This is a genomic window from Pedobacter sp. MC2016-24 (genome assembly GCF_015223055.1).
Classification (GTDB): Bacteria; Bacteroidota; Bacteroidia; order Sphingobacteriales; family Sphingobacteriaceae; genus Pedobacter.
In genome coordinates this window covers 191083-214591 of the sequence record NZ_JADFBX010000007.1, presented here as the reverse complement: position 1 = coordinate 214591, position 23509 = coordinate 191083, and the positions used below count along the sequence as shown (strand labels likewise).

The window sequence follows — 23509 nt, the reverse complement described above, 5'->3', positions numbered from 1 at the left end:
CTGCATCAAAAGTGCAGCCTGTATCATTTAAGAAATTAGCTTCAACGCTCTTTTCACTACGTTATCCACCGTAAATCCGTAGGCTTTCATCAATTCCGCTGCGGGTGCAGATTCCCCAAACTTATCAATTCCAATAACATCCCCATCATCGGTAACATATTGATGCCAGCCTAAAGGCGAACCCGCTTCTACAGCAAGCCGATGCCTTAATGCCTTAGGAAAAATCTTTTCCCGGTAAGCCTGATCCTGTTTTTCAAATAATTCCCAGGATGGCATACTCACTACCCTCGCCGCTACGTTTTTAGCTTTCAATTCTTCCTGGGCAGCCAATAACAGCTGAACTTCAGATCCTGTACCGATTAAAATCAAAGCCGGATTTTCATGCGGTTCCGAAAGGATGTACGCTCCTTTTTCCAGGCCTGCAGCTTTACCATACTTATCCTGATCAATCACGGGTAAATCCTGCCTGGTTAAGATCAGTGCAACTGGCCCACCCTGATGCTCCAGGGCCACACGCCAGGCTGCAACCGTTTCATTAGCATCGGCCGGGCGGATCACCAGTACATTGGGTACAGATCTCAACCCGAGCAACTGCTCAACCGGTTGATGGGTAGTCCCATCTTCACCCAACCCAATGCTGTCGTGCGTGTAAATGAAGATCGGTTTAATTTTCATGATTGCCGCCAGGCGGATTGGTGGCCTCATGTAATCAGAAAATATCAAAAAAGTAGCGCCATAAGGAATAATGCAATGACTCAGGGCCATCCCGTTTAATATCGCCCCCATGGCATGTTCCCTGATCCCAAAGTGAAAAATACGCCCCTCACGGTTATCCGTAGAAAATGACCCGTAATTTTTCAGATCGGTATCCGTTGAGGGCGAAAGATCTGCAGAACCACCCATTAAATTCGGAATCTGATCTGCTATCGCATTCAACACCTGTCCGGATGCTTTACGGGTAGCCAATTTATCCCCGGCTTTAAACACCGGCAATTTATCTTTCCAGCCATCAGGTAATTTACCGTTTTTTGCCAGCTCATATTCCGCAGCCAGCTTTGGATATTTCTTTTTATACGCACTATATAAGGTATTCCAGTCTGCCTCTAGTTTGGAGCCCCTGCTGCCTGCCTCACGATAATATTTCAACACTTCAGCAGGCACCTCAAAACTTTGATCCGGATTAAAACTAAAATTCTCTTTCACCAATTTCACTTCTGCTTCACCAAGTGGTGCACCGTGTGCAGCGGCAGTATTGACTTTATTCGGACTACCAAAACCGATGTGGGTACGTACCTTAATCAGTGAAGGTCGTGCGGTTTCTTTTTGCGCATTTTTGATTGCGGCAGACAAAGCCTCCAGGTCATTTCCATCAGGCAGCACCTGCACATGCCATCCATAAGCCTCAAAACGTTGCGCCACGTCCTCATTAAAGGCCAGATCTGTATTTCCTTCAATGGTGATGTGGTTATCGTCATAAAGGTAAATGAGATTGCCCAACTGCAAATGCCCGGCTATAGATGCCGCTTCGGAAGTCATGCCCTCCATCATGTCACCATCACTGCAAATGGCATATATTTTATAGTCAAATAACTCAAATTCGGGTTTGTTAAAGCGTGCCGCCAAATGCTTTTGCGCAATGGCAAAACCAACACCATTGGCAAATCCCTGCCCCAAAGGCCCCGTAGTGACCTCAATGCCATCCAACAAACCATATTCAGGGTGGCCGGCGGTCTTACTGTTCAACTGTCTGAAATTTTTCAAGTCATCCAGGCTCAGGTCATAACCTGTTAAATACAAAAAGCTGTATTGCAACATACAGGCATGTCCTGCCGAGAGTATAAATCGATCCCTATTGGCCCATTCCGGGTTCTTCGGATTGTACTTCATACTTTCAGTCCACAACACATGTCCAATTGGCGCAAGGCCCATCGGTGTTCCCGGGTGCCCCGAATTCGCTTTTTGCACCGCGTCAATAGACAATACACGAACGGTATTGATGCCCAACTGTTGAATAGAATCTTCCTTTACACTCATGGTCAAATAAATCAAATGATATTGATTTAGAACAGTTGAGCTTCCCAAAAGTTTGCAAAGCAATCGGTTCATCGATTAGACTTTATGTTAACGACAAAAGCGAAGTCACAGCGCTCTTCACCACCTGCCTTACAGCGAAAGACCTGAATGACATTGAGCGGTCCTGGATTATTACACAACCCCTGAGCAAATACGTTCCCTCAAAAGCAACATTGAAAATCCCCTTAATGGAGGGTTATTAGTATCACTAATAAATTTCGTATATTTGTGAAACAAATCCTTAATGAAACAAATTAAAGATGAACTACAAACTATCATTATCGGAAATGGACAGGATGGCTTCACAAGCCAACTCAAAAAAGTCCACAATTTCCTTAGAGGAAATGAGAAGACAGGCTCAAAACTTGAAGAACAAAAGCGTCTCAAAAGTGAAGAAGAACAACTCTTAATTTCTTTTGCTCAAGAAGAAAATCTTATCTTTTCCGATGCCATATCAGACAACTTATTCATAAGTGAGGGGGCCGAACAAAGGGTTTATTGCTTTGATGATCATAGTGTAATCAAACTTAATGGCAGCATATTTTACGAATACTGGCTAGATTATTTTAACAGTTTATTGATTCATAATTATTTCTTTAAATCAACTTTATATGAATTTCTAGTGTTTAAAGTAATTGAGGGTACTCTTTTTGCTGTAGTCAAACAGGATTTCATACTAGCAACGGAGACAACTGACCTAAACGCACTCAAAGTTTTTCTTGAATATAATCAGTTCACCCACATCAGGAATAATGATTATTATAATACCAAATTGGGGATTATTTTTGAAGATCTGCACGATGAAAATGTTCTCTGTCGCGATGGTCTACTATATTTCATAGACACCGTATTTTATCTTACCCCAAATTTCTACGAAAAATAGCTCCTAATTATCAGCCTGGAATCTAATGAAATTTCTGATACCATTGCGTATATTTGTCCAGCACTTGCTGGGGCGCATACGTATACCAGGCATAGCCATCACGGCGTTCCCGGCCAATATCAGCCAAAGCATACACAATTTTGCTATCGCGATCACAAAATATAGGCTTGTGCGTTTTCAATTCGTAATAGCGTGTCCAAATTGCTGGAGCTGTGCTATCCGTTACCACAACACGGTCTGTATTGGACACCCGAAAAGGCGTAATGAATTTTTCGGCAGGAATTACTTTAACCCTCGTATTCAAGATTTTTGATTCCTCAAACCAGGTTACTGCATTTTCCACAGCCGTAACAATTTCTTTTGAGGGATGTTCCAGACTCATCAGGAACAGCACCAGATCTGCGCTTTCCTTATTACAAATGCTTGGCGGTTCAAACTTACGTGCCCATGCAGGCTGTAAAGTAACCTCATCATATTGCTGGCACCAGGCTGTTGGTTTCCCCGCGTCGTTGATCTGTGTTTTCAAAATACAAGGAAAAGCCCTTTGATACGCTTCTTTTAACTTTTTGCGATGTGTATCATCTAAAAAAGCATATTGCGGCTTGTCATCGTCGATATCTTTCAAAAGCCCCATAATGCCTTCAAAATTTCCATCGTTGTAGGTTACGTACCTGCTGTAATTGGATTCCAAGGGGTAAAACTGTGGCCAGCCGCCATTCTTATATTGAGATTTCAATATGTAATCCAATCCTTTTAAAGCGGCAGCTTTGTATTTCCCTATCTTAGTTACCGTATACACATTGGCCAGTACGGCGATTTGTGTATAGGTACTCCCATTATCGTAAGTGGTGTTTAAAACCGATTTCGCATGGATCAGGCTATCTTTTTGATCAGGAGTCAATATCGCCATCACATCGTAGTTTTTAGGCCAGCCACCATTGTCTTTTTGAAACAACAGGATGTTATCTGCAATATTCGTTAGTTCTGTAGTTTGATATTTAGGCTGATTGGGTTTACAATTGATCACATTGTGCTTGTCAAAACCAAAATACCAGTGGTTTGCATTGTCGGCAAAAGGACGTGGATCCACCGCTGTATATTTAAAGTCATTGGTTTGAGCCTTTGCAGCAATGGTTAAGCCTATGAAAAGTATCCATAAATATTTCATCTGTTCAAGGTATTAATTAAAACGTCAGAGTGACGGATTATCCTTGTAACAATTTAAATTCAGATGGGCTCTCTCAAAATTGTTCTAAGCTTTTCTGGCGGCGTTTTACGATAATCACTGAGGTAAATTTCATGATGTAGACCGGCTTTGCCAAATTTATGGCTATCAATAAAGTCTTTCATAGTCGCTAAGGTCTCAGGCTCGCTGTCAAAGGGTCCTACATGCAGCATCTGCACAACCTTTCTAGCTGGCAAATCAAATGCGACAACATCCTGTAGATGCTGAAAATCCTTTTTCAGTTTCAGCTTCAGTTTAGCACGCTCAATATCATCTGCTTTAACGAAATCAGGCAACCTGATCAATAATCGATATCGCCATTCACTACGGGGAATTTTTAGGGGTGCCTCATGCATAGGGACCAGACCATACCTTACTTCATCAAAATCCCACAATCCCTCCAGCTTTGAAACTATAAAATCTTTGCCTAATTCCTTGCAATGAAACTTTAGCGCATATGCTACAGCATACAAAGCCTGGATATGTTCTGCATACAGTGGACCTGACGGATCCCCTAATCCAGCTATGGAAACATAATTAGCCGCTTCAATGTTCAGAATCTGCGGTACTGCTTTAGCTGTGTAATAGCGCTTGTAGCGCTTGGTTAAATCAAGTTTTTCCATTTTTTCACTTTTCAGCTAAAGTAAAGCAGGTCACTGACAGCCCTATGTCAGTCTTTGGTTAAATGAAATATATTACTCTAAGAGCTAACTGTTTATTTACGCTATCGCTCTACCAATCAGCTAATTACAATATTAAAAATGATGTATCGATTCGAAATAAAGATGAGCAATTGCCGATTTCGATAATCAATGACTGAATTTCATCCAGCTTACAAATAAAATTCGGCCAGTCTTTTAATTGCCAATTATATTCCATGGGCCGAATAATTAGACTAATCAGCTCAAGCAATGATTCATTAGCGTATATCAACTATAAATAGGCTACCTGATGCACCGATCCATTAATCTCAACTAAATCTGGTCTCAGCTTTTCGGGATAAGTAAACATCATTAATCTTTTTACTTGCTCTTTGGCCTTAAGTTTCAAATCACTCTTAGCAGGAATCGGTATGATTGAAGGTTGGAATATGTTTACTACTAGGTATTTAGTTTTGTTTTCTGCATTGAGCAGAACAATTTTTGTAAGATCGATCAGTTGATCACTATTGCTGTTATTTGTCAATTGAACTGTAAGCCAAACAAAAACATGTTTTCTCGGAGGCACCAGTTTATAATTTGATCCTGCAGTTTGCTCAGTCCGGGAATCAACTTTCTGGATATCCACCACAATATCCTTTTCAAAATTGAGTTTATTCTCGGCAACTTTGTAATGAATAGAACATGCAGAAAAAGTGGTGATGAAAAAGAATAGTACAGAGCTGAGCCCCATTCTTAATTTGAGAAACATAATAGATAAATTAGAATGAGCAAAGTAGTAGTTTTTTACAATTTATTCTAGCTTTTTATTTCTCAAATTTAAAGGCATTGGCTTTTAGTTTTGGAAATGCTGAAAAATCTATGGAATGTTTGCTGTATGTTATTAAATCCAAGATATGCTCCTGAATACATAAGAGTCCCATTTATGTAATAGCTATATACTTTAATTTACGCCCTAATACCCCAGTATATGGTGGATGGTCTATAGCTTATTTTAGCAGCAAATCTGAGTATGCGTGATATGAATTTATTTTACCTTCTGCTCCATTATTTTGTTTTGTAAATCTTATAACCTCATCGGTTATTCCTTTATCATACACCACTTTCAATTTGTAGAAATAATCTGTTTCATTTTTCTTACCAGTGAAACATCTGGTATAGTGATCTTCTATAGTATAGCTTTTATAGCGACCGATTTTATTATTAATTGATTTCAGCAATTTACTTAATCCATCAGGTCCGGCTATTTGCTTTAAACTATCACTGACGATCTTATCTATCTTTTCAAAATCCCCATCCGAAATTTTTGTATAAAAGTCAGTTAGGAGAACTTTGCCTTTTTCATTATCTTCTTCTCGATTCAAGTAAACATTATTACATGAACAGCAATAAAGTAAAATCAGTATTATAAACAAATTCAAGTGTTTCATTATTATTCTTATTACTTACACAAAATCATCTTCCGGCTTCAACATCCTAACTCTTACTTTCTAATAAGTCGAAACGTAGTTGGCTATTCGGCATTCTATATTCAAATCTTACTAATTACAAAAACAGCTACGCGGAAAAGTCCCGGTAGGTCTTGTTTCTGATAATAGCCTCGGATGATTAAATTTGTCTATTCGAAAAATTTTTAAAGACGCTGCACATGAATCTAGGCTAACAGAATCTCCAACTTTTACATCTTCATAACCCATGATTGTATAATTCGAAAATAGGATCTTCCGATGGGAATCATCATAGAACACCTTCCTCATCTTTTCGTTTACTTCTATTCTAGTAATTTTGAAATGGTAAGTTTTCTTGTACTCTAGCCTTTCTTGCACGTATGTGTTTACCACCAGACAGAGAAATACAAATACAAAAAGTGACAGCAAAAAAACTTTTCTCTTCATCATTTTTAATAAAGCACTAATTTAACATTTTTATTTAAATTGAGATTTAAAAACTGGAGTAGAATAACTTAAACCGCCTGTGGCTCCAATTCCCTCGCCAATACCAACACTTATTCCGCTTGATATCCAACCAAGAGAAGTGTTTAGCCCGTCATAATTGATACCAACGGATCCATTTGCAGATAAATGTCCGCCGGCACCAAGGCCGATTCCACCATTGAAACTCCATCCCAGGAGATTGCCAGCTGCCTCCCCTTTCTTCAAAGACCTCATATCCAATACAGGGTAGTAACCAGAGGTCGTTCCGATTGACGCGTCGACATCCAATTCTGGCCCTTCGTGTGCCCCCAAGGCGGATGTTATATAAGGTACAAAACTAGCATCATGCCCCCTGGTGATAAAATCTTTGTCAAGAGCGAAATCAGAACAAAACAAGATCGGGAAAGGTTACATATCTTAGCCTCGAAATTCAAATTAGAGGATGAGTTTCTTGACGATTTATCGGTTCCCAATGAGACAGTGATTTTTTACGATAAGGCTTCAAATCTATTTGAGATGGCACTGATGTTGGGTGGTATGGGACTTGGCATATATCTTTTACTTGAAACAGAAAGCTATATAATGGGTTCTGTGGTGTTAATTTTCAGTGCTTACACTGCCTTTAAGGAATATAAAGAGGCGACTAATAAAACCCCGCAGATTATACTGAATGAACATGGACTACAAACTGTATCGGCAAAATTTCATGAATGGAAAGACATTATAGATGAACGTGCCATTACGGAAAGTTATGGAAAAAACAGCGAAGATTATTTAGTTTATCACCATCCAAGCGGCTATGAGCGTTTATCAATTGATGACTACAACACAAATAGAGACGCACTAAACAAATTACTCAGAATCTATCGCTGGCGTAACAAGAAGATAAAAAGATCACGCCAACTGTAACCAGTGTAGTCTACAGCGTTAAGAATTATTTAATATTAAGGGAATATTCCGGCTGTAGCTTTGTTAAAAATTTCAACATCGAAACAACGGCTACAACTCCAGGAACTGATCTCATAGCCTCATTGAAAAACGGGAATCATGCTGCTATGGAGCAAATCTATCGCATATATTGGTCTGACGTACTGGAAAGCGCCTACAAACGACTGCGGGATGAAGTGATTGCGCAGGACATTACACAGGAAATATTCATCTCTCTTTGGGAAAACCGTGCCCAGTTACAAATTGAGGGCAACCTGCGCGCCTACCTGGAGGGTGCGGTGAAATACAAAGTGATCAACTACTTCAAATCAGCCATCATTAAAGAAAAGCATGAGGAAGATCTGGCTTTGCTCATCCGGAACGAGACGGCGCTTTCTGCAGAAAAAACGTTGATGCTTAAAGATTTGGAGCAGGAGATTGATGCTGCGCTGCTTGAATTACCAGAACGGATGCGCCTGATTTTTAGAATGAGCAGGAAACAGGAAAAAACGATCCGTGAAATTTCTACCGAACTTGACCTCTCTGCACAAACGGTTAAAAACCAGATTTCTGCTGCACTGAAGTTATTAAAGGAGCGGCTATCCTATCTGCTGATTTTTGTGATTTTGATTTTATTAACACAAACGTAACTTAAGCTTAACCAAGCTGGTTAGTACCATTCTTCTTTTGAACTGACAGGTATGTAGATGACAAAAGAAGAGAAAGCACAGCTGCTGCTTAAAAAATATTTAAATCAGGAGGCGAGTCCGGAAGAGGTGAATCAGGTAGAAGCCTGGTACGCTTCGTATGAGCAGCGACCAGCCAGTTTAAATGAAGGAAGAAAAACACAGATCGGTGGGGAAGTATTTGCTGCACTACAGCTGGAGATGCAAAGCACAGGCAAATCAGCCCGGGTAATTCGCTTGCATCAGGTTTTCCAGATGGCAAAAATTGCCGCTGCAATTGTAGTGATTGCCGGATTGGGAATGACCTTCTGGATGGCAAGGAAACCGCAGCTCGTAGCGGAGCAACTCGTATCCATCAGCACGGCTAAACAGGAGATAAAGAAGATTGTGCTCTCTGATGGGTCGGAAATCATCCTAAGTCCTTCAGCACGCCTGCTATATCCCGCAAAATTTAAAGCAAACCAAAGGACAATCGAACTAGCCGAAGGAGAAGCGTTTTTTAAAATCGCACATGATGAACGCAGACCTTTTACTGTAAAAACAGCCGAAGGGATTTATACCAAAGTATTGGGTACTTCTTTTAAGATCAGTTCTTACCAGGCCAATAAAAGCATACAAATAGCTGTGGCCACAGGAAAAGTAGCTGTAGGGAACAGCAGCCAGGTCTTTGGTACACTGGTTAAAGGGCAGCAGGTGGTTTACGATAAAAAAGCACAACGTGCCACCATCAGTTATACACCGGCACCGATTTATGTAAACCTGGTATTTGAAAGGGCCTCCCTGCAGCAGGTGATAGAAAAACTGCAATACAGCTATGACATCCAAATTCATTTGGCTACTGCATTAGGCAACCTGAAATGCAGTGCCACCTTTAATACCAAACAAACTCCGGAAGAGATCCTGGATCTGCTCTGTAGTTTACACCACCTTCAATTCAAAAAATCAAATGATCAAAAAACCTTTAATGTCTATAAAAAATGAGGATGTAACAGCGAATTTATAAACCGGTACTGATCAGATCAGCACCGGTAATTTTTAAAGCCGGCTTCTAACGCCAATTGAACCGCCGGGCTATTTTAAAACACTGTTTAATGTTATAAAACGAATAAAAATATGAAAAAATCCTCAAATAAGAGGTTACCAGCTCTTTATAAAGCCATGAAATACTCAATATTAACTTTTTCAATACTTTGCACCTTTTGCGGAGCGCTCCTCGCCTCGCCTACCATGGCACAAAAACTGGAAAAAAGTACGGTTACACTCAACGCAAAAAAGGGCCAGCAAACCAGCAGGATCTTAAAAGTAATAGAAAGCAGCACCGGCCTGCATTTCATTTACAATCCGGATGCACTTGATCAGCAGAAAATAACTGACGATCAATATTTCAAAAATGAAAAGGTGGAATCTGTATTGAAAAAACTCGGATTCGACTGCCTGGAAAAAGGAGAACATGTGATCTTGAAAGTCGTTCCTCTCCCACAGAAAAAAGCAGACAGGACCATCAGCGGATTGGTACGTGATTCTGCAGGTGTAGCCATGCCCGGGGTTTCTGTTAAAGTTTTGGGTACCGCAAAAGCAACATCAACAGATGTTAATGGAAAGTACAGCATCGCTGTTGGCGATGAGGCTACCCTTTCATTTTCCATGATTGGTTATAAAACCAAGCTGGTTAAGGTAACAGATGTGGTTATTAACGTAACACTTCTGGAAGACAAATCACTCTTAAGCGAGGTGGTTGTGGTGGGCTATGGTACGCAGAAAAAAGCAACCTTAACCGGAGCCATCAGTACAGTTTCACTCGATCAGCTGGGATCACGTTCTGTAAATACACTGGGTGAAGTGCTTGCCGGAAAATCGCCTGGTGTTATCGTGACCAACGAAGGTGGTGATCCGACATCTAATCCGCGCATCAACATTCGTGGGTCAGGTGGTATTAACGGAGAAAGTCCACTGTACGTAATAGACGGCTCTATCGTGACCGGACCGCTGGTGACACGTCCGGATGGCGTGGTGGTACCGGGAGCACCGGTCATCAATCCGAATGACATTGAATCAATTTCTATTCTGAAAGATGGATCTGCTGCAATTTACGGAGCAAGGGCTTCAGGAGGTGTGATACTCATCACCACCAAAAGAGGAAAAGGCGGCAAAATGCAAATTAATTTTGATGCCAAGTATGGGGTACAAAATGCATGGAAGAAATTAAAGCCTTTAAACGCAGCTGAGCGTGCCATGGTAGCCGCTACCGCGGCAAAAAATGGAAATACAACCATTCTGCCTGCTTTTGACGCCACAAAATATCCCGATGGGCAGATTACCCGCACGAATTGGATGGATGAGGTTTTCAGAAACGGAAGTACCCAGGATTATAACCTGGACATTTCTGGCGGGACTGACAAGTCGACGATTTTCATGAGTTTCAATTACAGAAAAGCAGAAGGTATTGTATTAAACACCAATTCAAAGCGCTATAATTTCCGCATCAATTCAGATCACCAGCTGAGTTCATGGTTAAAGGTTGGAGAAAACATTTCCTTTAGCAGCACCAACGGCCAGGGCGCAAACACGAGCAGCGATTATACTGGTGCCCTGCTTTCAGCCATTTATTACCCGGCCAATGCCAGTCCTTACAATCCCGACGGTTCTTTTGCAGGTTTACCAGGTCCATTTCCGGGCGACTACGGTGATATTGTGAATCCCGTTGCAGAACTGATGCGCTTAGATGTCAATAAACCTGAAAATGTGTTGGTGGTTAACCCTTATGCAGTGGTGAACCTGGCAAAAGGACTAACATTCAGGTCTAACCTGAGCGTAACCAAAGGTTTCTTCAATTCGACCATCTTTACACCAAAACGTACCGAAATTGGAAAACCGGTATTGATCAATTCACTGGAGCAAAAGCAAACCACGATGAACGATCTGCTGGCAGAGCAAGTGCTTGCTTATAAAGTGGACATGAACCAGCATCACCTGGATTTAACCGGCGGTTTTTCTTTTCAGAAGCGTTCTTTTAAAGGATTTTCTGTTATTGGCCACGGCTTTGACGATGAATCTCCTGCAAAAAGATACCTGGTCAATGCCACCATATTTGAGCCTGCCAGCAGTTATTTAACATCAGATGCTTTATCTTCTTTTTTCTTAAGAGCAAATTATACCTATGCGGATAAATATCTACTGTCAATAATTGGCCGTAATGATGGTTCTTCTTTAATTCCATTGGCAAGCAACCGGAATAAATTCTATTATTCTGCTTCTGCAGGATGGGTGCTGAGCAAAGAAAATTTCCTGGCACAAAGCACCTGGTTAAGCGAATTAAAACTTCGTGGCAGTTACGGTATACTGGGCAACCTGGCCAGCCTGAAGCCTGATGATGTGAGTCCGTTGTTGCAAAGCACGGTGGCTTATTTCGGACAAGTTCCGGCAGTTCAAAACGGGTATGTATCTACTGTTCTGGCCAACCAGGATTTGAAATGGGCAAAATCGAAACAAACCAATATTGGTCTGGATTTAGGTATTTTAAAGAACAGCCTGACCCTGACCGCAGATTACTTCATTAAAGACATTGATGACATGATCCTCATCAGGCCTTTATCTGGAACAACGGGTTTGGACAAGCAAACCATCAATGCCGGTTTGGTTAGAGACAAAGGGATTGAGTTGGGGATTGGCTACAACAGTCAGAAAGACCGGGAATTTACCTATTCCGTAAATGCGACCCTGACCAAGTTGAAAAACAATGTGGTTAGACTGGCCTCAGGACTAAACAGCATTAAACCTGCAACCAATTTCAGGAATGAAGTTGCCCCCTTGTACATTACAGAGGGACAGCCATTATATAGCTATTATGTATTGAAAACACAGGGCATTTTCCAGAGCCAGGCCGAGGTAGACAGTTACAAAAATTCCCAAGGTGTTAAGATCCAACCCAATGCAAGGCCTGGAGATTTCAAATTTGCCGACCTGGACGATAGCGGATCTATCGATGGCAAAGACCGTTATTTTGCGGGCAGTGCTTATCCGAACTTTTCTTATGGTTTCAGCTTCAGTGCCAACTACAAAAACTTTGACCTGAACATTTTTGCACAAGGTGTGCATGGCAATAAATTGTTTAACGCGGTAAAACGTACTACATATAGCGCAAGCGGTCCTTCTTACAATAAATTATCAGGGATCCTGGATGCCTGGTCGCCGGAAAATCCAAATGGAAAAGTACCTATCCTTTCTACTTCTGATGCCAATGGAAACTTTAATGCTTCTGATTTTTATGTAGAAAGCGGCTCCTACCTGCGTTTGCGGAATCTGACCCTGGGCTATACCCTACCCAAATCGGTGACCAGCAAAATGAAAACAGGTGCGGTAAGATGCTATGCCACCTCAAACAACTTGTTCACCATCACCAAATATTCTGGTTTCGATCCTGAGATAGGCATGGACAACAATGGATTGGATGTAGGCCGTTATCCGCAATCGAGGAGTTTTCTGTTGGGACTGAGTGTAAACTTATAATTTTTAAAAAGAAGAGCAATGAAACAAAGTATAAAATATATGACCATTGGTGCCCTTGCACTGATGAGTTCTTGTGCCAAACAATTGGACATTAAACCTGAGGGTGCCCCATCGGCGGGTAATTTCTGGAAAACGAAGGAAGACGCACTGAAGGCAGAAGCCGGGATGTACGAAAAATATAATGATGAAAATTATTACGGCCGTGGCATGTTCTGGTTCATCAATGCCAGTGACGATATGGTAACCGGCAGGAACAAACCTGAGGCAGATAACATCAAAAACTTTAACCGGACTTATATTGGTGGCGGTTATACGGAATCGCAATGGTCTATGCGCTATGCCACCATCAAACGTGCCAATGACATCATCAAAAATGTTCCGGCAATTCAAATGGATGAAAACCTGAAAAAGCAAATCATTGGTGACGCGTATTTTAATGCCGGCCTGGTTTACTTTCAACTGGCATCAAATTACGGAAATGAAAAAGCCGGCGTACCGATCGTGAGTCCGGAAACCGACCCCGCAGCAGCCACCCCGCGTGCAGCCAATGTGAACGAAAATTACGATTACATTATACAGCTCTTGTTGAAAGCTGCTGACAACCTGCCTTATTTTACCGATATGAATGCTGCTGATTATGGCAAAGCACATAAAACCGCAGCCTGGTCTTATCTGTCAAAAGTATATCTGTTTAAAAAGGATTATACCAATGCAGCTAAATATGCCGACATGGTAATCAACTCTGGCAAACATGACTTGGTTAACACAGGTTTTGCCGATGTGTTTAAAGCAGCCAATAACTGGTCTAAAGAATACATCTGGTCGGTAGTTTGTACGCCAAATGGCGGTGGAACTGGCTGGGGAAGCAAATTACCAGGTGTGATGCTAACCAATAAAGGCTGGACATTATACAATGGCTGGGGTTATTATCTGCCGACAAAAGAACTGTATGATTCTTATGAGCCGCGCGATCAGCGCAGAGAAGCAACCATTTTAAAAACGGACGACCAGTTTATGTACTTTGGTCAGCTGCGCAGTTTTACCAAAGACGGTGGTGCAACATCTGACTACCAGTTTAAAAAATATATGGAACCATTTTCTTATGCCAACCCGATTCCGCTGCATGTAAACCCGAACGGGGATAATGGAACCACCGACCTGAATGTTCCATTGATGCGTTATGCTGAAGTGTTGCTGATTAAAGCTGAAGCGGCGATCCAATTGACTGGCGCTGGTGCGGGAGATCAGGAACTGAACAAAATCCGTGTACGTGCAGGTCTGTTGCCTAAAACCGGGATGGACCTGAGGGATCTTAAGCGTGAACGCAGAAATGAGCTTGCCGGAGAATGGGCAGACCGCCACCGCGACCTGGTTAGATGGGGAGATGCCCAGGCAACTTACGCCAAACCTTTACATGATTCTCAAGGTAATGTGATCTGGCCGGCCAGAACATTCAATCCACAGGTAAATGATGTATGGGCAGTGCCACAGCAGGAAATAGACAACAGCGGTGGTGTGATTAAACAAAATGCAGGATGGTAATTAAACACTTCATATGCCCGGCGGTACTTGCCGCCGGGTTATTTTTTAGCACTGGCGCTATTGCCCAGACACGGCTAGGTTATAACCGTGGACACAGTCACAACGACTACCACCAGAACATACCCCTACTGACGGCTTATTATGCCGGCATGGGTTCTATTGAGGCTGATGTATTTTTAAAAAACGGACAATTGTATGTGGCCCACGACACCACAGAGATTAGTCCGGAGGCTACGTTGAAAAAATTATACCTGGATCCGCTGGCCAGGTTTTACATGAAAAACGGGAACAGCGCTTATCAGGATACCAGTTTGGGTTTGCAACTCGTTGTTGACATCAAAAAAGACCATCAGCAGGTATTGCCGCAGCTCATTAAAGAATTGCAGGCTTACCAGGATATTTTCAACAGCAGCAAGAATCCAAAGGCCATAAAAATTGTGTTGAGTGGCGATGTACCCAGCCCGGCCGATTTTAAAAATTACCCGGATTACCTTTCTTTCGACGGTCGGCCAAACATTGCTTATTCGGAAGACCAGTTGAAACGGATTGCCATGATCAGCGATGAGTTGAAAGCCTATACTTCCTGGAACGGCAAAGGTGTACCCACAAAAACAGATGAGGCCAAACTGAGAAAACTGATTGAAAGCGCACACCAGAAACATAAACCTTTTAGATTCTGGGCCACACAGGATAGCCCAAATACCTGGATTGTATTGGAAAAACTAGGTGCCGACTGGATCAACACCGATCATCCGGAACGGCTTCACGAGTTTTATTTGCACAAAGACAAGTTGATGTATACGAACCCCAGGCCGCATCAGGTTTATACCCCGGATTACAAATCGGATGGCGTAAATAAAAGCGTAAAAAACATCATTTTTCTGATCGGTGATGGCATGGGCCTGGCTCAGATCCACGCAGGTTTGATTGCCAATCATGGCGACCTGAACATTGCCCGCATCCGTAACATTGGCTTCTCTCAAACCGGTGCGGCCAATTCTGGAAATACAGATTCTGCAGCTGGCGGATCCGCCTTTGCCATTGGCGAAAAAACCAATAACAGGTATATCGGGATGGGCACCGATGACCGGAAAAGAACCAATCTGGTGGACACCCTTGCGCAGTATGGCATCAAAAGCGGGATCATCAGCGCAGGCGACATTACCGATGCAACCCCTGCTGTTTTTTATGCGCACCAGTTAGACCGTGGAATGAACCAGGAAATTGCGCATGACCTGGTAGACAGCAAAGTGGACATCCTGGTAGGTTCGAACCAGAATGCCTTTATGAAAAATAAAGATACCAGCCTGATGGAAAAACTTACTTCGAAAGGATTTAAGCTGAGTAAGGGCCTGGCAGATTTTAGCAAAGAGCGCAGTGGTAAGCAGTTGGTGTTACTGGCCGACAAGGGCACCCGGCCTGTAAAAGATGGCCGCGGAGCGATGCTCAGGCAGTCGCTGGAGCATACAATAAAAATGTTATCTACCAATAAAAAAGGATTTTTCATCATGACCGAAGGCGCCCAGATCGATTATGGTGGACATGCAAATGACCTGCCCTATGTGGTTACAGAAATGCTTGATTTTGATCAAACCATTGAGGCCGCATTACGCTTTGCAGACCAGGATGCAGAAACACTGGTGATCATTACCGCAGATCATGAAACCGGGGGATTGACATTACTGGATGCTTCCGTAGAAAATGGAAGCATCAGCGGTGAATTCAGTACGAATGACCATACGAACATTATGGTTCCTGTTTTTGCTTATGGACCACAGGCCGATGAGTTTAAAGGAATTTATCAGAATAAGGAGATTTTCCACAAGATTTTAAAAGTGCTGGAATTGAATAAAAAAAAGTAATCGAGACAGCTATAAAAATAAATACATCAAAAAATCAAGATATATAGACTTCTAAAAATCGAAAAAACAACAACGCTGCTGAATGGGTATTTGGTAGCGTTGTTATTGCATTTAGCACAATAAATCGTATATTTCTATTATAAATTAGAACTGTGCGAGATAATAGCTTACCTATACCTGATAACGAACAAGAGCGTCTAAAGGCGCTAAAGGGTTATGAAATTCTCAATTCCATAAGTGAGAAAGAATTTGATCGAATTACTGAGCTCGCTTCTATCATCTGCAATACGCCGATTTCCCTCATTTCCCTCATTGATGAAAACCGCCAGTGGTTTAAGTCTAAAAAAGGAATTGACATTAGCGAAACACCAAGGGAAATTGCCTTTTGTCAGTATACCATTATGCATGACACGATCTTCGAAGTAGAAAATGCGTTAAACGATGAACGCTTTAAAGATAACGAGCTGGTTACCGGAAGTCCCGGCATCCGCTTTTATGCAGGTGTTCCGCTTACGGATCCTTCAGGCTATAATCTGGGTACGATCTGTGTCATAGACCAGGAACCAAGAAGCCTGACGGAAGCGCAAAAAAGAGCCCTTACCCTACTCTCACAGGACGTGACCGATCTGATTATAGAGCGACGTCAGAAAGAAGAACTGAAAAATTTTGAAAGTCTGTTTAAACTTTCACCGGACCTGATCTGCATCGCCGGTATAGATGGGTATATCATTAAGGTAAACCCTGCCTTGCAACAGCTGTTGGGGCAAAGTATGGCACAACTCATTGGCAGTTCACTCTATCAATACATCCATCCGGAAGATTTAGAAAGCACGGCATTAAAGATTACGCAGGTACGCGCAGGAGAAACGGTTCAAAGTTTTGTGATGCGCATCCGCGCGGCAGGGGATAATTACCGCAGTATACAATGGGCGGCTTCTCCGGAAAAGGGTACAAATAACATGTTTGCCGTAGGCAGGGATTTGACCGAAGACCTGGCCAGGGAAGCTCTCCTGGCCGATAGCGAAGCCAAACTAAGCTCCTTTTTTGAGAACTCGCAGGGCTTAATGACTACGCATGATCTGGACGGAAAATTCTTATCGGTTAATTTTGCCGGGGCAGCCATGCTGGGCTACACCACAAATGAGATCATCAACAAAACCTTATTTGATTTTATGCCACAGCAATACCATGATGGTTTAAGATCTTACCTGGAACACATCAGGCATACAGGTTCTGCCAAAGGTGAAGTAACTTTTCAACACAAAAACGGCTCTTTAAAAATCTGGATGTTCAATAACGTCATGCAACGTGGAGTCACTGGCCAGCCGTATATCATCGGCAATGCCATTGACATTACGGAACGGTACGAACTGGAGAAAAACTTGCGCCTCACCAAGAAGATATTAGAAGACACCAACAATGTAGCAAGGATTGGCAGCTGGCAGGCCGATCTGGAAAGTGAAAAATTATATTGGACGGCTGTGACCAGGGAAATTCATGGGATGCCGGAAGACTTTGAGCCCGACTTACAAACAGGGATCAATTTTTACAAAGCAGGAGAAAGCAGGGAGGAAATAGCCAGGGCGGTAGACTTAGCGATAACGACTGGCCAGTCCTGGGATCTGGAACTTCAAATTGTCAATGCAAAGGGTGAAGACATTTGGGTAAGGGCAATTGGCAGAGCTGAGATGAAAGACGGGCTTTGCCGGAGGTTGTTCGGTACCTTTCAAGACATCAATGAAAAAAAGAAAGCCCAGATAGAGGCCAATAAATCCAGGGCAGTACTTTCTGCTTTTGTGCAGCATGTACCTGCCGCAGTAGCGATGTTAGACAACAATATGGTCTACGTTGCTGTCAGTGATTCCTGGATCCAGGATTATAACCTGCAGAACCGGAAGGTGATTGGTGTTTCGTATTATGACTTGTTTGACTTCCTACCACCCGAAGCTACGCAAAGACATCAGCGTATTTTGCAGGGTGCAGTAGAACGCAATGAAGAAGATACCTTCCTTCGTTCGGGTGATCAGCATCAGCGTTATACGGAATGGGAAATGCGGCCCTGGTACCAGTTTGACGGCAGCATTGGCGGCATCATGATTTTTACGCAGGATGTTACCCAGAAAGTTGAACAGCGTGAGCAACTTAAAACCGCTAAAATACAGGCTGAAGAGGCCAGTATGGCAAAATCTGAGTTCCTGGCCAATATGAGCCATGAAATCCGGACGCCCTTAAATGGCGTAATCGGTTTTACCGACCTGGTGCTTAAGACCAAGCTAACGGATACCCAGCAACAGTACCTGACCATAGTAAACCAGTCTGCAAATGCACTGCTTGGTATCATCAATGACATCCTGGATTTTTCAAAGATAGAAGCCGGTAAGCTTGAGCTCGATATTGAGCAGGTTGACCTTTTTGAGATGAGTGCACAGGCTACCGACCTGATCAGTTACCAGATCCAGGATAAAGGCATTGAGATGCTGCTAAATTTGAAAGCCAACCTACCCAGGTTTATCTGGACCGACTCAGTCAGACTAAAGCAAATTTTAGTCAACCTGCTGAGCAACGCAGTTAAGTTTACGGAAAAAGGGGAAATAGAACTCAAGATTGAAGAACTGTCGGGCAGCGATGGGCAGTCACTGCTTCGTTTCACGGTGCGGGACACGGGTATCGGAATTAAACTGGAAAAACAAGATAAGATTTTTGAAGCCTTTTCACAGGAAGATGGATCGACCACAAAGAAATATGGCGGAACCGGGTTAGGCCTCACAATTTCAAATAAACTGCTGGGCATGATGAACAGCCGCTTAATGTTAATAAGCACACCGGATGCAGGCAGTACATTCTTTTTCGACATCCAGTTGAAGTCGGCCCAGGGGGAGCCTATAAATTGGGAAAACCTGGATCACATTAAAGAAGTCCTGATTGTAGATGACAATGACAACAACCGGGAGATCATTAACCAGATGTTATTACTGAAAAATATCCGGACAACGCCAGCGAGGAACGGTTTTGAAGCCTTACAGCTCCTGGCTGCAGGCATGCGTTTCGATGTGATCCTGATGGATTACCACATGCCCTATATGGACGGATTGGAAACCATAGCTAAAATCAGGGAGATGTTCTATCCTACTAAAGAAGAACAACCGATTATCCTGCTTTCAAGTTCTTCTGACACGGAAACGGTGGCCAGGAGCAGTGAGTTGCTCCAAGTAAGCCGTAAATTATTAAAGCCGGTCAAAATGCAGGATATCTATACGGCACTGTCCAGGCTTTATCAAAAAACGGATCAGGATGTTCAACAAACAATAGTAGAAACTACCTTGACCAATAAAAATGATTTCACGATTCTGATTGCTGAGGATAATGCCATCAATATGCTGCTGGTTGTAACCATTTTAGGAAGAATTGCACCAAATGCAAAACTGATCCAGGCAAAAAATGGTTTGGAAGCAGTTACGCTTTGCCTGGAAGCTATGCCAAGTTTAATTTTAATGGATGTGCAAATGCCCGATATGAATGGCCTGGAGGCTACGGCAAAAATCAGGAAGATCGAAGGCACGAAAGGTCATATACCGATCATTGCACTGACTGCAGCAAATGTTACTGCTGAAAAAGATAAATGCCTTGCTGCCGGTATGGACGATTTCATTGTCAAACCCATTGCCGAAGATACCTTGGTTAAGACATTGGATAAATGGCTTGAATTGTAGTTTTAATAGAAGTTTTCAAATGTAACCTTATACTTTAACGTATGATGTTACATTTGAAAACCGACTTTATTTAAAATCTGTCAGAAAAGAAAAGCGCTTGGCGTGTTACATCATTTTCTTTAAACCTTCCCACTTGACCTTCCAGGTACCGTCTTTTGGGAATCCCGGATTCTCTATGGTATTGCCATCCCATCCTGCACACATCATCGCCACTGCAGTGAGCAAGCCACCGTTTCCAGGAAGATAAATGGTTAAGCGGTCGTCCTGATAGTTGTGTCCGTTAACCAGGTAAGTATTGGTACGAATGTTCATGAGCAAGGCATCTACGGCTTTTTCAGGCATCCCTAATCGGGCTGCAGCCATTGCTGTCATCGGGAAGTCCCAACCCCAGGTATCGCTCCAGCTCCAGGTATCCCATACCAGGTTGAAGGTTTTCTTCATCACGGCTTTGTCCAGTAAATTGGTTTCCGGCAACATACCAAAGGTACCCAATACCGAGGGATGATCTGTTTTAAACTCCGGATTGGTGTAGGAATCTGTGGCACTTTCTGTAGCCAGGTATACCCCATCCTGCTTTGGCAAGGGAGATAATTTGTGCATCACCTCGTCCCATTTGGCATTACGTGGCATCCCCAGGCGCTCACGCCAGGCTTGTGCAGTTTTCAATCCCCATTCCCAATAAGCAAGCTCGTAAGTAGGGTTAAATGTGGTTTCGGCTTTAAAACGTTCCTGTGCAGGGATCAGACCCGGACCGAGCACATAACGTTGTTTAGCAGCATCGTAGTGTGCAAAAGAAGCCATAAAATCGGCCGTAGCAAAGACCAGATCTTTATATTTTTCAAGTGTTTTTGCATCTGGATGTGCCCGGTATTCCAGTTCCGTGAAGGTAATGATGTGCGGCTGTTGCCAGATGAGCATGGCACCTACCGAAGAAGGGCTTTCATTGCCCTGGTTATCGGTCATTTTTTGCCACCTCACCCCATCAAAACCTTGGCGTTCTGCCAGTTTTTTGGCTTTAGTTTTTACTTTAAAATACCAGTCTACACTATTGCTGACCAATTCTGGCCTGCCCCACAATGCAAAATGAACACCATGCCACCAGTGCATTTCCAGGTGTGGTTTACCATACCAGCTGTTATAGGTTAAACCGGTTTCCTGTGGTGGAAAATCTCCGGCACATTGAATTTTAGTGAGGTATTGTGACAGGATCACCCGACGCTCCAATTCATGGGCGCGCTTATCGGTACTACCAGAGAAATCAACCGCAGCACCTGACTGCCAAAAAGATTTCCATTTGTCGACGCTATTGCTTTTCACTGCCGTAAATAAAGGCAAGGCCTCTTTACTTTTTTGTGCAGAAAAAAGGCAGCTAAAATCAAATGAATTGGATTTTTGATCTGGCGTAATGATAAAATAGTTTCTGGATTTCGCAGCAATGCGTGCACCCGGTGTCCAGACAAAAGAAGTATAATAGCTTGCTGAATCCAATTGATTTTTAACGAGGGCTGCGCCTGAGCTGCTACTTTGAATGGTGGCTACATGCTGTTTTGGCGATTTCCAATTGTTACCAAAATCTGCCCAGTCTCCGGTTGGATAAGGAAATCTAAGCCTGATTTTTAAGCGGCCTGATTTAATCAGATCGGATTTAACCGAAGCGGCAACCACATCCCTGTCCTGGTGCGCAACGGTGGTTACCGATACCGGTATACCTTCCAGGGTAAAAGAACTGGTAATTTCTCCGGTCCATGGATCCAGTTGTTGTTTAATATTTTTAATGTCAGCCGGTCTGGCTGCTTTACCATTGGCCTTGGTTAGCTCAAAACCCAGGTTACCCATTTGCAAACGGTGTACATTCTGGCGAAAATAATTCACCGCCTCTACCACTTGCTCCGGACCTTTTAACTGAACCGTATAAGGTATTTTACGACCGTATTGATTGTAATATTTATAAGCCTGTTCAATTTTATAATGGCCGGTATTTTTAAAACTATCCCAGGCCCATTCGGACTGGGTACCTAGTGGTACACCTTTAGCGTAGGCATCGGGAAATGTTTGAAGTCCCGTAGCGTCAACGGTGAAGGCAAACCTGCCATTTCCTACCGATAACGAGGATAAGGAATCTATTTTATTGACCTGCACGATATGTCGCTGTACGAGTGCCTGGCGGTCAATTTGGGCATATGCACCTGCATATGTACAGAAAAGTATCAGGCATAGGCCTGCTTTGAGCTGCTTTTTAAAAAAGGGTATCTTCATATGATTACTATTTTGCCAGGCTATCCAGGTAGGCTTCCAGGGTTTTATAACGTGATTTCTTATTGTCGGGAACACCATCGCCGTTGGCATCTTTTACAGATAAAACGATTTCTTTTACGGCTTGTTGCCCGCCGGCATCCACTTCGCTCTTAAATATTTCGCCGGTTTTACCCAGGCTTTTCAGGTATCCGATGATCCGGGTATCTATCGCATCACGTTTTAAAGAAGAACCCGCTTCCGCCATCACTACATGACATGCTTCAGTTGCGGAACTGATTTTAACATTGCTTTGTGACAGAAGCGTTGGTTCTTTCAGGAGCGTAGCGGTTTCTTTGATAAAATCTGCATCGGTAACCAAACGCCCGTTCAGTTTTCCGTCTTTGTCCAGATCTACATAATTGTCTTTGTGATATACATGGTCTGTTGCTGAGAACATGCTTATAAAATTGTCAGTCGAATTTGGTCCGGCGATGAAATAATTACCGACCAGATCCTGATAGTGATTGGCGCTGGAATGTCCACCAACAAAGCCACTTTTGCCCCAGTTGTACACCACATTATTGATGAACTCTATTTTGGCTTTAGCCTTAGGATTACGACTTTGGTTGCCGGCAAACAGGCAATGGTGCATGGTTACATTTTCCGGAACTTCAAGCAATGCGCCGAAACGTTGCGGATCCAGGCTCTCGGCCACCATACAGTATTGCAAGGTTACATTTTTACTTTTCTTAATGTGAAGATTGTCCCAACGTCCCCATTCAATGGAAACATGGTCAAAAATAATGTCGGTCAGGTCATCTGCAACAACGGTACAGGACCCTTTAGACATGTTGATGCTGCCCCTAAAACGCATGTACCTGACAACGGTACTGTCTTTAAAGGATACACTATTGCCGTAAACCGTAATGCCATCACCAGGAGAAGTTTGTCCGGCAATGGTGATCCGCGGAGATACTGCAATTTTTGCTCCGACTTTAATGACCCCGGAAACGTCAAACACCACGGTTCTACCTGGTTTACTTACGGCATCTCTAAAAGAACCCGGACCAGAATCATGAAGGTTTGTTACGCGGTAAACAGCACCACCGCGACCACCAGTAGCAAAACGGCCAAAGCCCTCTGCACCAGGGAAAGCTAGTTGTTGGGCACTTGCCCCATAACCAAATAAGACAAAAAATAACGCACCGAGTGGGAGTTTTTTTAGACAACGTTTAGCTTTCACACAAATTCTCTTCATGATATTCTG

At 42.9% G+C, this 23509-nt stretch carries 17 protein-coding genes; 9 read left to right on the top strand and 8 right to left on the bottom strand.

The features are described from left to right. Positions 1–27: 27 nt before the first annotated feature. Positions 28–2034 carry a transketolase gene (tkt, locus tag IM797_RS17575; RefSeq protein ID WP_194128464.1) on the bottom strand — a complete coding sequence of 669 codons (2007 nt, stop codon included), beginning with the start codon at positions 2032–2034 and terminating at the stop codon, positions 28–30. A 35-nt stretch (positions 2035–2069) separates the two neighbouring features. Between tkt and IM797_RS17570 the strand changes: the two genes are divergently transcribed. Both IM797_RS17570 and IM797_RS17565 read left to right on the top strand, forming a co-directional pair. Then, positions 2070–2276, top strand: a complete 207-nt coding sequence (locus IM797_RS17570; protein ID WP_194128463.1) for a hypothetical protein — start codon at positions 2070–2072, stop codon at positions 2274–2276. A gap of 41 nt (positions 2277–2317) precedes the next feature. Further along, the gene (locus tag IM797_RS17565; RefSeq protein WP_194128462.1) at positions 2318–2956 is read left to right on the top strand and encodes a hypothetical protein; all 639 of its coding nucleotides are present in this window, start codon (positions 2318–2320) and stop codon (positions 2954–2956) included. A 22-nt stretch (positions 2957–2978) separates the two neighbouring features. Here the strand turns inward: IM797_RS17565 and pelA are convergent, their stop codons facing one another. The 5 genes from pelA to IM797_RS17540 form a co-directional block, all read right to left on the bottom strand. Further along, positions 2979–4124: a pectate lyase gene (gene pelA / locus IM797_RS17560; RefSeq protein ID WP_194128461.1), complete on the bottom strand. Its 1146-nt coding sequence runs from the start codon at positions 4122–4124 to the stop codon at positions 2979–2981. Positions 4125–4183: 59 nt separating this feature from the next. Continuing rightward, positions 4184–4804, bottom strand: coding sequence for a GyrI-like domain-containing protein (locus IM797_RS17555; protein WP_194128460.1), 621 nt, complete (start codon positions 4802–4804; stop codon positions 4184–4186). Between the two features lie 310 nt (positions 4805–5114). Continuing rightward, positions 5115–5591, bottom strand: a complete 477-nt coding sequence (locus tag IM797_RS17550) for a hypothetical protein (RefSeq protein WP_194128459.1) — start codon at positions 5589–5591, stop codon at positions 5115–5117. A gap of 238 nt (positions 5592–5829) precedes the next feature. Then, entirely contained in the window at positions 5830–6204 is a 375-nt protein-coding gene (locus IM797_RS17545) for a hypothetical protein (protein WP_194128458.1), read from the bottom strand. Between the two features lie 561 nt (positions 6205–6765). After that, complete coding sequence (locus IM797_RS17540; RefSeq protein ID WP_194128457.1) at positions 6766–7086, bottom strand: hypothetical protein; 321 nt, start codon at positions 7084–7086, stop codon at positions 6766–6768. 33 nt (positions 7087–7119) lie between these two features. On the opposite strand from IM797_RS17540, the gene IM797_RS17535 reads away from it, so the two are divergent. From IM797_RS17535 to IM797_RS28520, 7 genes are all read left to right on the top strand, one after another. After that, complete coding sequence (locus IM797_RS17535; RefSeq protein WP_194128456.1) at positions 7120–7683, top strand: hypothetical protein; 564 nt, start codon at positions 7120–7122, stop codon at positions 7681–7683. Between the two features lie 146 nt (positions 7684–7829). After that, positions 7830–8351: an RNA polymerase sigma-70 factor gene (locus IM797_RS17530; RefSeq protein WP_194128455.1), complete on the top strand. Its 522-nt coding sequence runs from the start codon at positions 7830–7832 to the stop codon at positions 8349–8351. Positions 8352–8408: 57 nt separating this feature from the next. Continuing rightward, on the top strand, positions 8409–9368 hold the full coding sequence (locus IM797_RS17525; protein ID WP_194128454.1) for a FecR family protein: 960 nt from the start codon (positions 8409–8411) through the stop codon (positions 9366–9368). A 177-nt stretch (positions 9369–9545) separates the two neighbouring features. Next, positions 9546–12893: a TonB-dependent receptor gene (locus IM797_RS17520; RefSeq protein ID WP_194128453.1), complete on the top strand. Its 3348-nt coding sequence runs from the start codon at positions 9546–9548 to the stop codon at positions 12891–12893. Between the two features lie 18 nt (positions 12894–12911). Continuing rightward, positions 12912–14435 (top strand): RagB/SusD family nutrient uptake outer membrane protein, encoded by a 1524-nt coding sequence (locus IM797_RS17515; protein WP_194128452.1) that lies wholly within the window; start codon positions 12912–12914, stop codon positions 14433–14435. Next, positions 14429–16297 (top strand): alkaline phosphatase, encoded by a 1869-nt coding sequence (locus tag IM797_RS17510; protein WP_228098929.1) that lies wholly within the window; start codon positions 14429–14431, stop codon positions 16295–16297. Before IM797_RS17515 ends, IM797_RS17510 begins: the two co-directional genes overlap by 7 nt. Before the next feature lie 152 nt (positions 16298–16449). Continuing rightward, positions 16450–20007 carry a PAS domain S-box protein gene (locus IM797_RS28520; RefSeq protein WP_194128451.1) on the top strand — a complete coding sequence of 1186 codons (3558 nt, stop codon included), beginning with the start codon at positions 16450–16452 and terminating at the stop codon, positions 20005–20007. 105 nt (positions 20008–20112) lie between these two features. Here the strand turns inward: IM797_RS28520 and IM797_RS17500 are convergent, their stop codons facing one another. Beyond that, complete coding sequence (locus IM797_RS17500; RefSeq protein WP_228098928.1) at positions 20113–22263, bottom strand: hypothetical protein; 2151 nt, start codon at positions 22261–22263, stop codon at positions 20113–20115. A gap of 7 nt (positions 22264–22270) precedes the next feature. Beyond that, positions 22271–23500, bottom strand: a complete 1230-nt coding sequence (locus IM797_RS17495; RefSeq protein WP_194128450.1) for a polysaccharide lyase family 1 protein — start codon at positions 23498–23500, stop codon at positions 22271–22273. Positions 23501–23509: the final 9 nt, after the last annotated feature.

Coding starts and splice junctions, on each gene's coding strand:
- IM797_RS17525 (WP_194128454.1), top strand. CDS start 8,409: ATGACAAAAGAAGAGAAAGCACAGCTGCTGCTTAAAAAATATTTAAAT.
- IM797_RS17535 (WP_194128456.1), top strand. CDS start 7,120: ATGCCCCCTGGTGATAAAATCTTTGTCAAGAGCGAAATCAGAACAAAA.
- IM797_RS17530 (WP_194128455.1), top strand. CDS start 7,830: ATGGAGCAAATCTATCGCATATATTGGTCTGACGTACTGGAAAGCGCC.
- IM797_RS17510 (WP_228098929.1), top strand. CDS start 14,429: ATGGTAATTAAACACTTCATATGCCCGGCGGTACTTGCCGCCGGGTTA.
- IM797_RS17520 (WP_194128453.1), top strand. CDS start 9,546: ATGAAATACTCAATATTAACTTTTTCAATACTTTGCACCTTTTGCGGA.
- IM797_RS17515 (WP_194128452.1), top strand. CDS start 12,912: ATGAAACAAAGTATAAAATATATGACCATTGGTGCCCTTGCACTGATG.
- IM797_RS17550 (WP_194128459.1), bottom strand. CDS start 5,591: ATGTTTCTCAAATTAAGAATGGGGCTCAGCTCTGTACTATTCTTTTTC.
- IM797_RS17500 (WP_228098928.1), bottom strand. CDS start 22,263: ATGAAGATACCCTTTTTTAAAAAGCAGCTCAAAGCAGGCCTATGCCTG.
- IM797_RS17555 (WP_194128460.1), bottom strand. CDS start 4,804: ATGGAAAAACTTGATTTAACCAAGCGCTACAAGCGCTATTACACAGCT.
- IM797_RS17565 (WP_194128462.1), top strand. CDS start 2,318: ATGAAACAAATTAAAGATGAACTACAAACTATCATTATCGGAAATGGA.
- IM797_RS17495 (WP_194128450.1), bottom strand. CDS start 23,500: ATGAAGAGAATTTGTGTGAAAGCTAAACGTTGTCTAAAAAAACTCCCA.
- pelA (WP_194128461.1), bottom strand. CDS start 4,124: ATGAAATATTTATGGATACTTTTCATAGGCTTAACCATTGCTGCAAAG.
- tkt (WP_194128464.1), bottom strand. CDS start 2,034: ATGAGTGTAAAGGAAGATTCTATTCAACAGTTGGGCATCAATACCGTT.